The organism is Pseudomonas sp. A39 (assembly GCF_058145955.1).
Window position 1 is genome coordinate 109,356 of the sequence record NZ_JBYVMD010000004.1, and the last position, 13,787, is coordinate 123,142.

The following is a 13,787-nucleotide window of genomic DNA, read 5'->3' on the forward strand; positions in this document are numbered from 1 at the left end:
CGACTCCGCATGACTGAATCCATCCGCAACGCTGATGTACTGATCATCGGCGGCGGCCTGAGCGGCACGATGCTGGCCGTGCAACTGTTGCGCCTGCCTGGCCAGCGCCAGATCCTGGTGATCGAGCCGCGCGCGGAACTCGGCCGGGGCGAGGCCTACAGCGCCGTCGAACTGGGCCACACCCTGAACGGCAATGCGGCGCGCATGAGTGTCGACCCGGACAATGCCGACGACCTGACCGAATGGCTGACCGATTTTATCGGCGCTGGCGGCTGGCCTGAGTCGGATCAGCAGCACGTACCGATCAGCGAACTGTTCCCGCCGCGCGGGATTTTCGGCGTGTACGCCCAGCAACGCTTGGCCGAGGCGAAGGCGCAGTCAGCGTCCAGCGTCGAACATGTGCGCGGTGAAGTGGTCGACCTGCGCGTGGAGGAAGCCTCAACGCTGCTGACCCTCGACAACGGCCAGCAACTGCGCGGCGCGTTCGCGGTACTGGCCACCGGCATGTTCCCGGCGGCGCGTACGCCACAGACCGAGTCCAGCGGGTTGAACGCGGCGGCGGTGGACCCCTGGGATGTGAGCGCGATGACCGAGATTGACCCGCAAGCGACGGTGCTGATCATCGGTTCCGGGCTGACCATGGTCGACGCCGTGGTTTCCCTCGAGCAGGCCGGGCATCGCGGGCCAATCGAAATTTTCTCGCGCCACGGCCTGCTGCCCCATGTGCGCCGGCAACCGCCGAGTTGGGTGGATTTCCTCGGCGAGGATCACCGCCTGCGCAGCCCCCGGCAATTGCTGCGTGAGGTGCGTCGGCAATGCGCTATTGCGCACGCGCAGGGCATCGATTGGCAAGCACCGCTGGACACCGTGCGTGCGCACATCGGCCGTCTATGGAGCCAGGCCAGCGAGGGCGAGAAACGCCAGTTCGTGAGGCATGTGCGGCCGTGGTGGGAGAGCCATCACCACCGCTCGCCGCCGTTGAGCGCGCAGTTGGTGGCGCGCTTGCATGAGGAAGGGCGGTTGCGGATCCGGGCGGCGTCGTTCAAAGGCCTGGAGCCTTCGGCGCAAGGGGTGACCATTCGCTTGCGTTATCGCGGCGAGCACGCGGTGACCCAGGTGTCGGGCGCAGCGCTGATCAACTCCAGCGGCATCGAATACGATTGGCGCCGCGTGGCCCGGCCGCTCCCGCAGCAGTTGCTCAAGCGTGGGCTGATCCAGCCTGGGCCGCTGGCGTTGGGGATTGCGGCTGATGCGTCGGGGGCGGTGGTGGATGCGCAGGGGCAGGTCAGCCAGCGGTTGTTCGCCATGGGGCCGCCGTTGCGGGGGATGTGGTGGGAGAGTACGGCGGTAACGGATGTAGCGCTGCAAGCCAAGGCGCTGGCCTCAAAGCTCACACAAATCTGAAGGTGGGAGCTGGCTTGCCAGCTCCCACAGTTTGAACCGTGTTCAGCTTCCGACTTTTACGAAACCCGGCCTAAGCCCAAACACCTCAACCCCCTGCGCCGTCGACTGCCCGGTCGTCACCTTCACCCGCTCCACCGGCTTATCCATCGCCTCGCGGTACTCAACGGTTTTGTCCGCCTGGATCGCCTGGCTCGGAACCACAATCGCCTGCGCATTGTTGTAGGTCACGATGGTCAATCGCGCACTCATCCCCAGCCGCACCCGCTGCAACTGCTGCGGCGTGAGCTTGGGAATCGATAACGTCACCGGAAACTGCGCGCTGCCCTGGCTGTCACTGGCAATCGCCAAGCCACTGACCACGCTCACCGAACCGGTCAGCCGCTCGCCATCAAACCCATCCCCCAGTACTTCAACCGCCTGGCCCTGGTGCAGTTGGTTGATATCCAGCTCCGACACCTTGGCGACGATTTTCAGCCGTTCGATATTCGCCAGTCCAAACAGCACCTGGCCCTGGCTGACCTTGCTGCCGGCCTGCACCGGGGCCGTGTTGTTGCCACCGCCTTGGGGTGACGGATTGCCGGGCGGTGGCACCACGATGCCGGCGAACGGCGCCTTGATGTCCTTGCCTTCGAGCAACGTGTGCAGGGCCTCGTATTTCACCGTGGCATTGGTCAGTTCCATATCGGCGATCTGGCGGTATTCGCCTTTGCCCTGGTCGATGGCCTGTTGCAGTTCGCTGCGCGCGGAAGCGAGGTCCAGTTGTTGCTGCTGGGTCTGTTGCTTGAGGTCGTCCAGCTCATTGCGCGGGATGATGCCGCGCTTGAACAGGTTTTCGCTTTCAGTGAGTTTGCGCTGGGTGTTGCCGGCGATCATTTCGGCGGTGCGCAGGCTGCGGCGCGCGCGGCTGACGGTAGGGCCGTTGTTCCAGTCCTGCATCTCTTGCACGGTGCGCCGGGCCTTGAGCTGCGTGGAGAGTGCTTCACGCAGCTGCACTTCGAGGGTCGCCGGGTCCATGCGCAACAGCACTTGGCCGGCCTCGACCCGCTGGCCTTGTTCCACCAGGTTGGCCTGTACGTTGCCGTCGAAGGGCGCGGTGAGGGTGATGGTGGTGTCGGGTTCGATCCTGCCCACCAGGCCGATCTGGTGCACCAGCGCGTCGGCTTTCACCTCCTGCCAGTGCTCGGCGGTGGTCGCCGGATCGGACGCAGGGCTGCGCAGGGCCAGACCTGCGCCCGCCAGCAGCACGATCAATACAGCGCCCAGCAGGCGTTTCTGATTAGTAGTCATTGAGGGCGATTTCCCAACTTTCCAGCGTCATGCCCAGGGTCAAGTCGAGCTGGGTCTGGGCGTTCAAATAAGCGATCAGCGCATTGAGGCGCGCATTTTCGGCGTTGCGCAGGTCGGTCTCGAAACTCAGCACCTGGAAGTTGGTGGAGCGCCCGGCGCTGAGTTTCTCCCGCTCGATCTCGATCTTGCGCCGCGACAACTCCACCGCGCGCTGGGAAATTTCATACTGGCGCCAGCGCGTGCCGAGGTCGCGCACCACATCGTTGACGCTGCGTTCCAGTTCCTGGCGTGCATCGGTGATGCGGATCTCCTGGTCCTCCACATTCACCCGCGCGCGCACTTCGGCCTGGCGCGTGCTGATATCGCCGATGGGGATTTGCACCTGCACCCCAGCGTAGCTGTCCCAGGTGCGGTTGTTGGAGCGGCCTGTGTCGTTGTCGTAGGCGTCGCGTACCTGGTTGGCGCCGGCCACCAGGTCCACCTGCCAACGCCCGGAGTCCTTGGCGATCACCAGGTTGAGGTCCGCCTGTTGGCTGCCAAGCAGGGCGGCGAGGTATTCCGGCTGCTGGGTCTGCGCCAGGTTGAACGCCTGGCGCTTGTCGATCTGCATGGGCCTGGCCTCCAGGGCTTCGGTGGCGCGAATCGGCGTGGACAGGTCGAGGGCCAGCAGGCGCAGCAGCGACAGGCGGTTGGTGTCCAGTTGGTTTTGCGCCTCTTCCACCCCCAGTTGCTGGGTGGCGATATCGGCTTCGGTCTGTACGATTTCGAACTCGGCCATGCGCCCGGCACTGATCAATGCCTTGTTCACTTCCAGCAAGGTACCGGACCGCTTGAGGGCGTCCTGGACGATACTCAGTTGTTCCTGGGCGCGCAGCAGTTCGCGGTAGGTGGCGATGATCTGGCTGATGGTCTGCGCCACCGTGGCCTTGAGGTTCAGGCGGTTGGCCTGCTCCGACAGGCGCGACAGGCGCAGCGGCGCGGTGGTGGCGTCCCAGCCGGCGCCACGCAGCAGCGGTTGGATGATCGCCAGGTCCAGGCCGTCGCTGCGGTAGCGGCCGGCGCGGTCGGCGGTGTTCAGCTGCTGGGTCCAGGCCATGCTCAAGCGCGTACCGTACTCGCCGAGCAGGCTGGTGGCCGGCGCCACGTTGGCATTGCGCGCATTGTCGACGGAGCCGCGGGTGCTGCGGTACGCGCTGTTGAGCGTGAGTTTGGGGTTGAACACGTCTTCGGCCACGCGCAGGTCGAATTTCTGGGCCACCCGTTGCAGGTACGCGCTGCGGATCGCCGGGTTGTTGCGCAGGCCCAGGTACACCGCATCGCCCAGGGTCAGGGTGGTGAGCTGGGCATTCAGCGAGACGCTGCGCTCATAGCCGCTGCGCGTCGTGCTCGGTGCCGACGGCTTGATCACCACGTCGGCCGCCACGCCCTGCAGGCTGAACAGGGCAAACCACAGCAGCCACTTATTCATCGCGCAGGGCCTCCACCGGCTGCAGCCGTGAGGCCGAGATCGCCGGGTAGAGGCCGAAGAACAACCCCACCAGCAGCGTACTGCCCACGCCCAGCGGGAGGGCGGCGACGGCCAGGGCAAACGCCCAGCCTGACAGCCAGGCATACAGCCAGGCAGCGGTCATGCCCAGCACCGCACCACACAGGGCGCCGACGGCGGTGAGGGTTACGGCTTCAAGCAGGAACAGGTTACGGATATCTCGCTGGCGCGCGCCGAGGGCCATGCGAATGCCGATCTCGCGACGGCGCTCCGAGACGTTCATCAACATCACGTTCATCACCCCCACGCCGCCGCCGACCAGGGAGATCGCGCCGAGGGCCAGCAGCAGGTAGGCGAAGGTGCGGCTTTGCCGGGTCATGCCGTCGATCATTTGCTGGGGCACCTGGATGTCCACATCGTGGTCGGGCAGTTGTGGTTTCAAGGCTGCGGCGGCCTCTTGGGCAAGGCGTTCCATGTCCTGGCCGGGCGCGGCGCGGATGATCACGTTGCCGATCTGCGGCGTGGCGTAGATACGGCGCATGCCTTCGGCAGGAATGAACAGCGACTCATTGGCCTGCACCGGCATCAGCATCGCGCGTGGCTGGCTGCGCAGGATGCCCACGATCAGGAACAGGTAGTCGTTGATGCGCACGCGGTCGCCCAGTTGCAGGGGGTCGCCCGGCGAACCCAGGGCCTCGGCCAACGGGTCACCGATCACGGCGTAGGTTTCGTTGGCATCGAAGCTCGACAGAAAACGTCCCTGTTGCACCACCAGGCGCATCGCGTCCTTGATGTCCGGCGTGCTGCCGACGAAGTTGGCGTTGACGGTCCGGCCGTGGAACACGATGGGCCCGCTGAACAAGGTGAGGGCGCCGATGTGGGTAATGCCCGGTACCGCTTGGCGCACGGCGTCCAGGTCAAGGCGAGCGGGCATGGTGATAGTGCCGCCGTTCTTGGCCGGGAACTGGGCGACCAGGGTGTCGGTGCCCATGTCCTTGAAAATCATCGCGGCGTCCACCGCCGCGTTGTGCCCGATATTGATCAACGCCACCACCGATGAACTGCCGATGACGATACCCAGCAGCGCCAGGATCGAGCGCTTGCCCAGGGTGCGCAGGCTGACGAACGCTTCATGCAGCAGTTGGCTGAGGCTCTGTTCGACCCGCAGGCTGCTCTCTACCTGCGGGGTCATAGGCGCCCAACCTCTTGCACCACGCCATTGCGTACCAGGATCTTACGTTCCAGGCGCTCGGCAATATGCGGGTCGTGGGTGACGATGATCAGGGTGACTTGTTGCTCGCGGTTCAGGGCCAGCAGCAGGTCCATGATGTCCTGGGCCGTGGTGCTGTCGAGGTTGCCGGTGGGTTCATCGGCCAATATGACCGAGGGCTTGCCCACCAGCGCGCGTGCAATGGCGACGCGTTGGCGTTGGCCGCCGGAGAGGTCGGCGGGGCGATGGTGGGCGCGGTCGGCCAGGCCGACCTGTTGGAGCATGCGCAGGGCCTGCTCCACCGATTCCTGGCGCGATACGCCGCGATAGCTCAAGGGTAGGGCGACGTTATCCAGGGCACTGAGGCGTGGCAGCAGGTTGAAGCTCTGGAACACGAAGCCGATCTGCTGGTTGCGGATGGCCGCCAACTGATCAGGGGTAGCGTTGAAAATGTCGTGGCCGGCAAAGTGGTACTGGCCGCCGTTGGGCAGGTCCAACAGGCCCAGGATATTGAGCAGGGTACTTTTGCCGGAACCCGAGGCGCCGAGGATGCCGCAGCTGTCGCCACGGGCGATGCAAAGGCATACATCATTGAGAATGGACAGGTGTTGCCCGGCCAGCTGATAGTGCTTGCCGATGCCTTGCAGGGAGATCAAGCCTGGGTGCGCGGGGGTATCTGTCATGAATACGCCTTCAGTCTCGACGCTGCCGTCCTCTTCCCCTGGTAAAGCCTTGTAACAAGTTAGGGGGTCGCCTCGGCGCGCGCCATGGACCTTTTTTGCTTCTTGTTTTTAAAATATTGTTTGAATACTAACCGCGTTCCAGCCGCTTCGCCAGCCATCGATGTAGAGCCGTTTCAGCTTGGGAAAAGGCTTACTTCAGGGGGCCGGAAGGCGGATCAAAACACGCTTGCCTCGCTCCGGGGAACCCGTCGGCCAAGGCTTTCGATCATATGGCGCAGTGTCACTACTTGCTTTCGAGCGACGGCACCGGTATAAAAAATCAAATTATTTTTTAAAACAATATTTCCCACGTGGAACTTCTATGGTCGCGAAGAAAGTCAGCGCTCCAAACATCACCAAGACTCGACTGCTGGATGCGACAGAGGCTCTCTTCATCAAATACGGCTATGACGCGGTTTTGTTGCGGCAGATTACCGAGCGTGCCCAGGTCAACCTGGCGGCGGTGAACTACCACTTCGGGGACAAGGATTCCCTGATGCAAACCCTGCTGAAGCAGCGTCTGGAGCCGCTCAACGAGCAGCGCCTGGAACTGTTGGCCCGCTGTGAAGCCGAGTCCGACGGGCCGCTGGATTGCGACACGTTGCTCGGCGTGCTGTTCGCCCCGGCCATGGGCCTGGAGCGCAGCGACCCGGCCAGCGCCAGCGGGGAAGGGCGTTCGTTCATCCGTTTCCTGGGGCGGGTGTACAGCGATACGTCGCCGTTTATCCAGGAATACCTCAAGGTGCATTACCAGCCGGTGTTCCAGCGTTTCTTCGAAGCCTTCGCCCTGGCGTTGCCGGACCTGCCGCGCAATGAATTGGGGGTGCGTTTGCAGTTTGCCCTGAAGGCCATTTCTGGCGTGATGGCCGGCACCGAGCTGCGCTTGTTGATGAACTCCATGAGCCTGGGCCGTCCGGCGACGGATGCCGAGGTGATGGCCAAGTTGATCACCCTGGTGTCGGCGGCGATTCGCGTCCCGCAGCAAAGCCCGGAAGCGGAACATGCGTTGGCCAAGGTGCTGGACACTCAGCGCGCCATCCGTGAGCACGCCGCAGCGCCTGTCGCCAAGGCTTCTCGCTGAGCGGTTTTTCAGGCAAAAAAAAGCCCGCTGGGGCGGCGGGCTTGATGTACAACGTTTGTAACGGATGAGGCTTCACCCTACGTTCCGCGATGTGAATAAAACGTGAAAACTTTGTAAGGCAAAGTGTGAAAACCTTGAAATCCGTAAATGTTTGGGAATTTTCCTATTTCGGCGAGCGGATTCAGATTTTCCAACGACCCGCACTCTTGGCCAGCCGCTGGCGCATCGCATCCACATTCTGCGCCAGCTGCAACGTCAGCAGCCGATAGCCATCCAACGCGCTATACACCGGCACGTCCAGCGCAGTCTCTGCACCGCTGGCGTGACTCGGCCGCTCCAATCGCTCCGTTACCCCCGACTTCAAGGCCCGCGCCATCCCCACCAATTGCACTCGGATCTGCCGGTGCTCGGCCTTCAACATCACCTGCATCCGTGCCGTCGCCTGTTCATCCCGCGGATCCGGGCGCGTATTGCCGAGAATCTCCAGGGTGCTGATGCACATGCGCAGATGACGTTGGATCGTGTCCAGTTCGGTCATCGATATCCGCACTTCCTTGGACACCGACGGCATCAACGAACGCAACTGCAACATCGCCGCATTCAGCCGGTTAAGCAGCTTCAGGTGTTGATCGTCGGTGACTGACTCGCCATTAATGATCCGGCTGTAAATCTCGGCGCAATCGCGCAGCGCGCTGGCCAGGTTGTAGCGCCAGGAGTACACGGCGTACAGCGGCAGGGCGAAGGAGAACGCCAGGGCCAGGACGATGCCGATCAGGATATCGACCGTGCGCCACAGGCCGTCCGAGATCGGGTTGTCTCCATGGCCCGCGACGATAAACACGGTGATTGCCGACAGCAGCGCTATATAGCCGCCCTTGCCAATGGCGTGATACGAAAAGAACCCGCACACCGCCGACATCAACAGGTAGGTCAAAAACGGCTGGCCGAAATAAGCCTGTTGCACCACCAGCACCAAACCGACGCTGGCGCCGATCAAGGTGCCGTAGGCGCGCTCCACGGCTTTCTTGCCGATATTGCCGTGGTGCTGCAAGCCGCCGATCACGATCAGCATGGTCACCGAGGCCCACTCACCGTGGGGCAGGTTGATGCCGGTGGTCAGCAGAATGGTGGCCAGCAAGCCGATGGACACGCGCACGGCGTGGATCAGCTTGGCATGGCGATAACGGCGGTACGGGTCGAGCAAGGGGCGCAGCAGGCGCCGGGCGAAGAAGGGCAGGTTCATCGGTCTTAAAGTGGCCTCAAAATTCAGGTGTGTGTTGTTTTCAGAAGATGTAGTCGGTGGTCAGGAAGCTTGAGTCACGGTTGCGCAGGATGTCGCTGACCAGCGCCTTGTTGCTCTCTTGGAACTTGGTCGCCACCAGCGTGCGGATGGAGAACACGCGCAAGGCGTCATGCACTGACAACGTGCCTTCGGCCGAGTTCTTGCGCCCATTGAACGGGAAGGTGTCCGGGCCACGCTGGCACTGGGCGTTGATGTTGATACGGCCGACCTGGTTCGCGAAGGCGTCCACCAGGCGCCCGACCTCCACGGCGTTGGTGCCGAAGAGGCTCAGTTGCTGGCCGAAATCCGAGTCCAGCACGTACTCGATCACGGTCTCCAGGTCACGGTAAGGCACGATCGGCACCACCGGGCCGAACTGTTCCTCATGGTAAACGCGCATGTGCGGGTTCACCGGGTACAGCACCGCCGGGTAGAAGAACGTGCCGCGACTTTCACCGCCGTGTTCATTCACCACCTTGGCGCCGTGTTGCGCGGCATCGGCTACCAAGCTGTTGAGATAATCCACCTTGCCTGCTTCGGGCAATGGCGTCAGCGCCACACCGTCTTCCCACGGCATGCCGGGCTTGAGCGTGGCGACTTTTTTATTGAATTTGTCGATAAAACTGTCGACGACATCTTCATGCACGAACAGGATTTTCAACGCGGTGCAGCGCTGGCCATTGAACGACAACGAACCGGTGACGGCTTCACTGACGGCATTGTCCAGGTCCACCTCAGGCAGCACGATGCCGGGGTTTTTCGCATCCAGGCCCAGCGCCGCACGTAGGCGGTGCGGCTTGGGGTGCAGCTTTTTCAAATCGCTGGCGGCCTTGTTGGTGCCGATAAACGCAAAGATATCGATCTTGCCGCTGGCCATCAGCGCGCTGACCGTTTCGCGGCCGCTGCCGTAGATCACGTTGATCACCCCGGCCGGGAAACTGTCGCGGAACGCCTCCAGCAACGGGCGGATCAGCAGCACACCGAGCTTGGCCGGCTTGAACACCACGGTGTTGCCCATGATCAGCGCCGGGATCAGCGTGGTGAAGGTTTCATTCAGCGGGTAATTGTAGGGGCCCATGCACAGCGCCACGCCCAGTGGTACGCGACGGATCTGGCCGAGGGTGTCCTGTTCCAGCTCGAAGCGGCTGGAGCGACGGTCGAGTTCCTTGAGGGCATTGATGGTGTCGGTGATGTAGTCGCAGGTGCGGTCGAATTCTTTCTGCGAATCCTTGAGGTTCTTGCCGATTTCCCACATCAGCAGCTTGACCACCGCATCACGCTGTTCGCGCATGCGCCGCAAGAACGCTTCGACATGCTGGATGCGGTCTGCCACGCGCATCGTCGGCCATTCGCCCTGGCCACGGTCATAAGCGCGCACGGCGGCGTCGAGGGCGGTGAGGGCGGTGTCGGCATCCAGCAATGGCGTGCTGCCGATGTGCACGCGTGCATCGCCCAGTTGCACCGGGCTGAGGACTTGGGCCAAGGGGCCGCTCCATACCTGCAACTGGCCGTCGACCAGGTAATCACGCTGTTCGATAGGCGCCGCCAGGCGGAACTGTTCGGGAATATCGGCGGCGGAGGTGGGAAACAGCTGGGTGAGCAGGTTGCTGGTGGTCATGTCGCTACCCCTGGAATAGTTGCAAAACATGACTAGAGAGTCACCCAACACGGGGCTCTATGGCAAGGCTTGTGCGCTTTGCAGTACGCACAGGGGCGCTCGCCGGGTAAACTGCGCGGCTTTCTTGAAGGAGTTCACATGAGTCAGTACCAGCCGGGCATTCTTGCCGCACCGGTGCCGTTGCAGGCACGTCATCTGTTTTTTGCCGTGGACTCCCTGGCCGCCGTGCCCGCTGCGCTGGACGCACTGGTGCAGTGGGCCGATTCGGCGGCAGTGATCGGGGTGGGTGAGCCGCTGGTCACCGCACTCGGCGCCCGGATTGAAGGCCTGCGCGCCTTCCCGATGGTCAGCGGGCCGGGCGCGCATAACCCGTCCACCCAACAGGCGTTGTGGGTGTGGCTGCATGGCGTGGATCGCGGTGAGCTACTGTTGCGCAGCCGCACCGTTGAAAAGGCCCTGGCCCCGGCGTTTCGGCTGGTGCAGATGATCGAAGGCTTCCGCTACAAGACGGGCTTCGACCTCACCGACTACGAAGACGGCACAGAAAACCCCCACGACGACGCGGCGGTTGAAGCCGCCCTGACCGACAGCGGCGCCAGCTTCGCCGCCCTCCAGCAATGGCAGCACGACCTCGACGGCTTCGCCGCCTTGCCTGCACAAGAGCGCGATCACATCATCGGCCGCCGCCATGGTGACAACGAAGAACTCGAAGACGCCCCCGAATCCGCCCACACCAAGCGCACCGCCCAGGAAAGCTTCACCCCGGAAGCCTTCGTGGTACGCCGCTCGATGCCCTGGGCCGAGAACGGCCAGGCCGGGTTGATGTTCCTCGCGTTCGGCCATTCCTTCGATGCGTTCGAGGCGCAACTGCGCCGCATGAGCGGCCTGGAAGACGGGATTGTCGATGGCCTGTACCGCATCAGCACGCCCTTGACCGGCGGTTACTACTGGTGCCCGCCGTTGAAGGATGGCCATTTGGACCTGAGTGCGATCCTCCCGGCAGCAAACCTCTAGACGGTGAGCGCTGGCTTGCGTGGGATAGTTTCAGCACGATCCGCCTGATTCGCGCAGGTGCCTGCCTCGCAGGCACGCTGGAACCGTCTCACCACACGCAGCCACACACTCGCTACCTGCCGGGCGTCTGTCATACAGGATGCAAGGCGCAATCGTCGAACCGTCCAGGAGCGCTCACACATGCTGATTTCACGTATTTCCATATCGCACGCCTCATCGCCGCCAAGTCCGGCGTCCACGCCCTTTTCGAAGATGTCGGATTCGGACCTGGCCAAAGCCTTTGGTGACAATTTCCAAGCGTTCAAACACCCCACGACGCCGAATGCAACGACGGACAAAATCCGCGAAGTGGCCGGTCGTTCGCTGACGGGCGACGCGCAAAAAGATAAAGAAACGCAACTGGCCCGGGAACTGCTCAAGCCCAATCGCGACAACGTGATGGCCGCACTGGACTCAGTGGATGACAAGGGCAAGCGCGACGGTGTCATCGGGCCGTGGAGCCCCCAGATGGCGGCTGACCAGTTGGCCTGTAATCGCTGCATGACGGTGCAAGGGCCCACCCTGCAGATTACCTATTGATCGTGACCTGTTTTCCACCTACTGGGGTGAGGGTCGGTTTTCAGCACTGTGTCAGTGACTGTGTATCGAACTGTATCCCCGCACCCTCCTGATACACCCGCATGACGTTCTATCGCGTTCGCGACACAGACCGGATACACGCCTGGCGTTAACTCTGTTCACCAGTTGGCGCAGGCGGTCGTCGACCCCCAAGGCGCCCTGGCCGCACTCAGTCAAGCCATGAGACTCACCCCATGAAGCGTCCTTACGCAGCCCTCGCGGCAACCCTCGCCCTGTCCCTCAGCGCTTTCGCGACTGTGGCCCATGCCGATGAGCCCAAGCCCCAGGAAAAATGCTTCGGCGTGTCCCTTGCCGGTGCCAACGATTGCGCCGCAGGCAAAGGCACCTGGCGTGAGCAGGATGACGCCGTGCTCGGCCAGGATGTGCTGGAACTGATGAATGCCCTGCATATCCCCGAGGCGGTGTTGGCAGGCGTGGAAGTGGGCGGGCGGGTGGCCACGCGTGCAGCGGTGTTGAGGCCGAGCCGTTGTGTGGGGCTTGTCACGCTGAATACGGCGCCCCAAGCCGGTTTTGCCGAAGCCGTGGGCGTGATGGCGAGGACCGGGCACTGGCGAACATGAAAATACTGACAGCCACCCAATCCAGCACTGAAAAAAATCGCCGCAGCCCTTAATCTAAAGGCCTTTGTCACCTGCGCGGATTGTTCATGTCTTCTGTTGCCGATGGGTTGCCCCTCAATAAACGCCTGCCTGCCGTGATCGCGATCTCCCTGGGGATCGGCATGGCGACCCTGGACACGGCCATCGTCAACACGGCGTTGCCGACCCTGGCTGAGGGCATCGGCACTGATTCCGCGTCGGTGATCTGGGTGGTCAACGCCTACCAGTTGGCGATCATTGCCACGGTGCTGCCGTTTGCGTCGCTCAGTGATGTGCTGGGGCACCGCCGGGTGTATCTCGGCGGGCTGCTGCTGTTTATCGTGTCGTCGTTGTTTTGCGGCCTGGCCGGGTCGCTGCTGACGTTGACTGCCGCGCGGGTGGCGCAAGGTCTGGGGGCGGCGGCGATCATGAGTGTCAACACGGCGCTGCTGCGGCATATCTACCCGTCAAAAATGCTCGGGCGCGGCCTGGGCTATAACTCGTTGGTGGTGGGGCTGGCATTTACGTTAGGGCCGACTGCTGCGTCGGCGATCCTGTCGGTGGCGACCTGGCACTGGCTGTACCTGATCAACGTGCCGCTGGGCTTGCTTGCCTTGGCACTGGGCCTGCGTTCATTACCCACGTTGCCGATGACCGGGCATGCCTTTGACCGACTCGCAGCGTTGTTGTGCGCTGGGCTGTTCGCCCTGCTGGTGCTGGGGCTCGGCACGGCCGTGCACGGTGCTCAGGGCGCGCTGACGTTGGGCCTGATCGCCGTGGCGCTGGTGTGCGGCGCCTTGCTGCTGCTGCGCCAGGCCGGGCACCCGGCGCCGATGCTGGCACTGGACCTGTTCAAGCGCCCGGTGTTTGCCTTGTCTTCCCTGACCGCTATTTGTGCCTTCAGCGCCCAGGGCCTGGCCTTTGTGTCGCTGCCCTTCTTGTTGCAGGCGGTGCTGGGCCATAGCCAGGTGGAAACCGGTTTCCTGATGACGCCCTGGCCGGCGGTGGTCGCGGTGATGGCGCTGGTGGCGGGGCGCCTCGCCGACCGGGTGTCCCTGGGTTTGCTGTGCGGCATCGGCCTGTTGATGCTCAGCGTGGGGATGGCCGCATTGGCCAGTCTGGACAGCGGCGCCTCGGCGTTTGATATCGGCTGGCGCATGGCGCTGTGCGGCGCCGGGTTTGGATTCTTCCAGTCACCCAACCTCAAGGCGTTGATGACCAGTGCGCCGTTGGCCCGCAGCGGTGGGGCGAGCGGCATCGTGGCGATTTCGCGCTTACTGGGGCAAACGCTGGGGGCGTCGCTGGTGGCCTTGTGTTTCCACCTGTCCCTGGCCAGCGGCCCGCACTCTGCGCTGTGGCTGGGCTGCGGGTTTGCAGCGGTGGGGGCCGTGGCGAGTGGCTTGCGTCTGTTGCCCTATGGGAAAAAGCCATGATTGGGCGTTGTAAAACGCCGGTGTGGAAGGCTA

12 protein-coding genes are annotated in these 13,787 nt (G+C 63.2%); 6 read left to right on the plus strand and 6 right to left on the minus strand.

All coding sequences use genetic code 11. The annotated features are described in order from the left end of the window. Positions 1-9: 9 nt before the first annotated feature. On the plus strand, positions 10-1,404 hold the full coding sequence (locus tag AC3ZU9_RS04470) for an FAD/NAD(P)-binding protein (RefSeq protein WP_102060126.1): 1,395 nt from the start codon (positions 10-12) through the stop codon (positions 1,402-1,404). Positions 1,405-1,446: 42 nt separating this feature from the next. Here AC3ZU9_RS04470 and AC3ZU9_RS04475 read toward each other — a convergent pair whose 3' ends face one another. Genes AC3ZU9_RS04475 through AC3ZU9_RS04490 form a run of 4 tightly spaced genes read right to left on the minus strand, consistent with a single transcriptional unit; the run spans position 1,447 to position 6,070 of the window. Next, positions 1,447-2,691, minus strand: coding sequence for an efflux RND transporter periplasmic adaptor subunit (locus AC3ZU9_RS04475; RefSeq protein WP_490090357.1), 1,245 nt, complete (start codon positions 2,689-2,691; stop codon positions 1,447-1,449). Then, complete coding sequence (locus AC3ZU9_RS04480; protein ID WP_490090358.1) at positions 2,681-4,159, minus strand: TolC family protein; 1,479 nt, start codon at positions 4,157-4,159, stop codon at positions 2,681-2,683. The genes AC3ZU9_RS04475 and AC3ZU9_RS04480 overlap by 11 nt, the downstream gene beginning before the upstream one ends. Next, positions 4,152-5,369, minus strand: coding sequence for an ABC transporter permease (locus AC3ZU9_RS04485; RefSeq protein ID WP_102060128.1), 1,218 nt, complete (start codon positions 5,367-5,369; stop codon positions 4,152-4,154). The genes AC3ZU9_RS04480 and AC3ZU9_RS04485 overlap by 8 nt, the downstream gene beginning before the upstream one ends. After that, positions 5,366-6,070: an ABC transporter ATP-binding protein gene (locus tag AC3ZU9_RS04490; protein WP_102060129.1), complete on the minus strand. Its 705-nt coding sequence runs from the start codon at positions 6,068-6,070 to the stop codon at positions 5,366-5,368. The genes AC3ZU9_RS04485 and AC3ZU9_RS04490 overlap by 4 nt, the downstream gene beginning before the upstream one ends. 361 nt (positions 6,071-6,431) lie before the next feature. Here AC3ZU9_RS04490 and AC3ZU9_RS04495 point away from each other — a divergent pair, with 361 nt between their 5' ends. Beyond that, a complete protein-coding gene (locus AC3ZU9_RS04495; protein ID WP_012724971.1) occupies positions 6,432-7,190 on the plus strand; it encodes a TetR/AcrR family transcriptional regulator in 759 nt (252 codons plus the stop codon). 181 nt (positions 7,191-7,371) lie between these two features. Here the strand turns inward: AC3ZU9_RS04495 and AC3ZU9_RS04500 are convergent, their stop codons facing one another. Both AC3ZU9_RS04500 and AC3ZU9_RS04505 read right to left on the minus strand, forming a co-directional pair. After that, entirely contained in the window at positions 7,372-8,433 is a 1,062-nt protein-coding gene (locus AC3ZU9_RS04500; protein WP_490090359.1) for an FUSC family protein, read from the minus strand. Between the two features lie 40 nt (positions 8,434-8,473). Then, positions 8,474-10,090, minus strand: a complete 1,617-nt coding sequence (locus AC3ZU9_RS04505; RefSeq protein ID WP_012724969.1) for an NADP-dependent glyceraldehyde-3-phosphate dehydrogenase — start codon at positions 10,088-10,090, stop codon at positions 8,474-8,476. 138 nt (positions 10,091-10,228) lie between these two features. Here AC3ZU9_RS04505 and AC3ZU9_RS04510 point away from each other — a divergent pair, with 138 nt between their 5' ends. The 4 genes from AC3ZU9_RS04510 to AC3ZU9_RS04525 all read left to right on the plus strand — a co-directional run bounded on the left by AC3ZU9_RS04510 (position 10,229) and on the right by AC3ZU9_RS04525 (position 13,754). Next, positions 10,229-11,104: a Dyp-type peroxidase gene (locus AC3ZU9_RS04510; RefSeq protein ID WP_012724968.1), complete on the plus strand. Its 876-nt coding sequence runs from the start codon at positions 10,229-10,231 to the stop codon at positions 11,102-11,104. 180 nt (positions 11,105-11,284) lie between these two features. Beyond that, entirely contained in the window at positions 11,285-11,683 is a 399-nt protein-coding gene (locus tag AC3ZU9_RS04515) for a hypothetical protein (RefSeq protein ID WP_490090360.1), read from the plus strand. A gap of 233 nt (positions 11,684-11,916) precedes the next feature. Beyond that, a complete protein-coding gene (gene bufA1, locus AC3ZU9_RS04520; protein ID WP_371913989.1) occupies positions 11,917-12,303 on the plus strand; it encodes a BufA1 family periplasmic bufferin-type metallophore in 387 nt (128 codons plus the stop codon). A gap of 86 nt (positions 12,304-12,389) precedes the next feature. Then, complete coding sequence (locus AC3ZU9_RS04525) at positions 12,390-13,754, plus strand: MFS transporter (RefSeq protein WP_490090361.1); 1,365 nt, start codon at positions 12,390-12,392, stop codon at positions 13,752-13,754. Positions 13,755-13,787: the final 33 nt, after the last annotated feature.

Excerpts from the sequence above, each read along its gene's own strand:
- AC3ZU9_RS04500 (WP_490090359.1), bottom strand. The coding sequence starts at position 8,433 with ATGAACCTGCCCTTCTTCGCCCGGCGCCTGCTGCGCCCCTTGCTCGAC.
- AC3ZU9_RS04480 (WP_490090358.1), bottom strand. The coding sequence starts at position 4,159 with ATGAATAAGTGGCTGCTGTGGTTTGCCCTGTTCAGCCTGCAGGGCGTG.
- AC3ZU9_RS04485 (WP_102060128.1), bottom strand. The coding sequence starts at position 5,369 with ATGACCCCGCAGGTAGAGAGCAGCCTGCGGGTCGAACAGAGCCTCAGC.
- AC3ZU9_RS04475 (WP_490090357.1), bottom strand. The coding sequence starts at position 2,691 with ATGACTACTAATCAGAAACGCCTGCTGGGCGCTGTATTGATCGTGCTG.
- AC3ZU9_RS04525 (WP_490090361.1), top strand. The coding sequence starts at position 12,390 with ATGTCTTCTGTTGCCGATGGGTTGCCCCTCAATAAACGCCTGCCTGCC.
- AC3ZU9_RS04470 (WP_102060126.1), top strand. The coding sequence starts at position 10 with ATGACTGAATCCATCCGCAACGCTGATGTACTGATCATCGGCGGCGGC.
- AC3ZU9_RS04515 (WP_490090360.1), top strand. The coding sequence starts at position 11,285 with ATGCTGATTTCACGTATTTCCATATCGCACGCCTCATCGCCGCCAAGT.
- AC3ZU9_RS04495 (WP_012724971.1), top strand. The coding sequence starts at position 6,432 with ATGGTCGCGAAGAAAGTCAGCGCTCCAAACATCACCAAGACTCGACTG.
- bufA1 (WP_371913989.1), top strand. The coding sequence starts at position 11,917 with ATGAAGCGTCCTTACGCAGCCCTCGCGGCAACCCTCGCCCTGTCCCTC.
- AC3ZU9_RS04505 (WP_012724969.1), bottom strand. The coding sequence starts at position 10,090 with ATGACCACCAGCAACCTGCTCACCCAGCTGTTTCCCACCTCCGCCGCC.
- AC3ZU9_RS04510 (WP_012724968.1), top strand. The coding sequence starts at position 10,229 with ATGAGTCAGTACCAGCCGGGCATTCTTGCCGCACCGGTGCCGTTGCAG.
- AC3ZU9_RS04490 (WP_102060129.1), bottom strand. The coding sequence starts at position 6,070 with ATGACAGATACCCCCGCGCACCCAGGCTTGATCTCCCTGCAAGGCATC.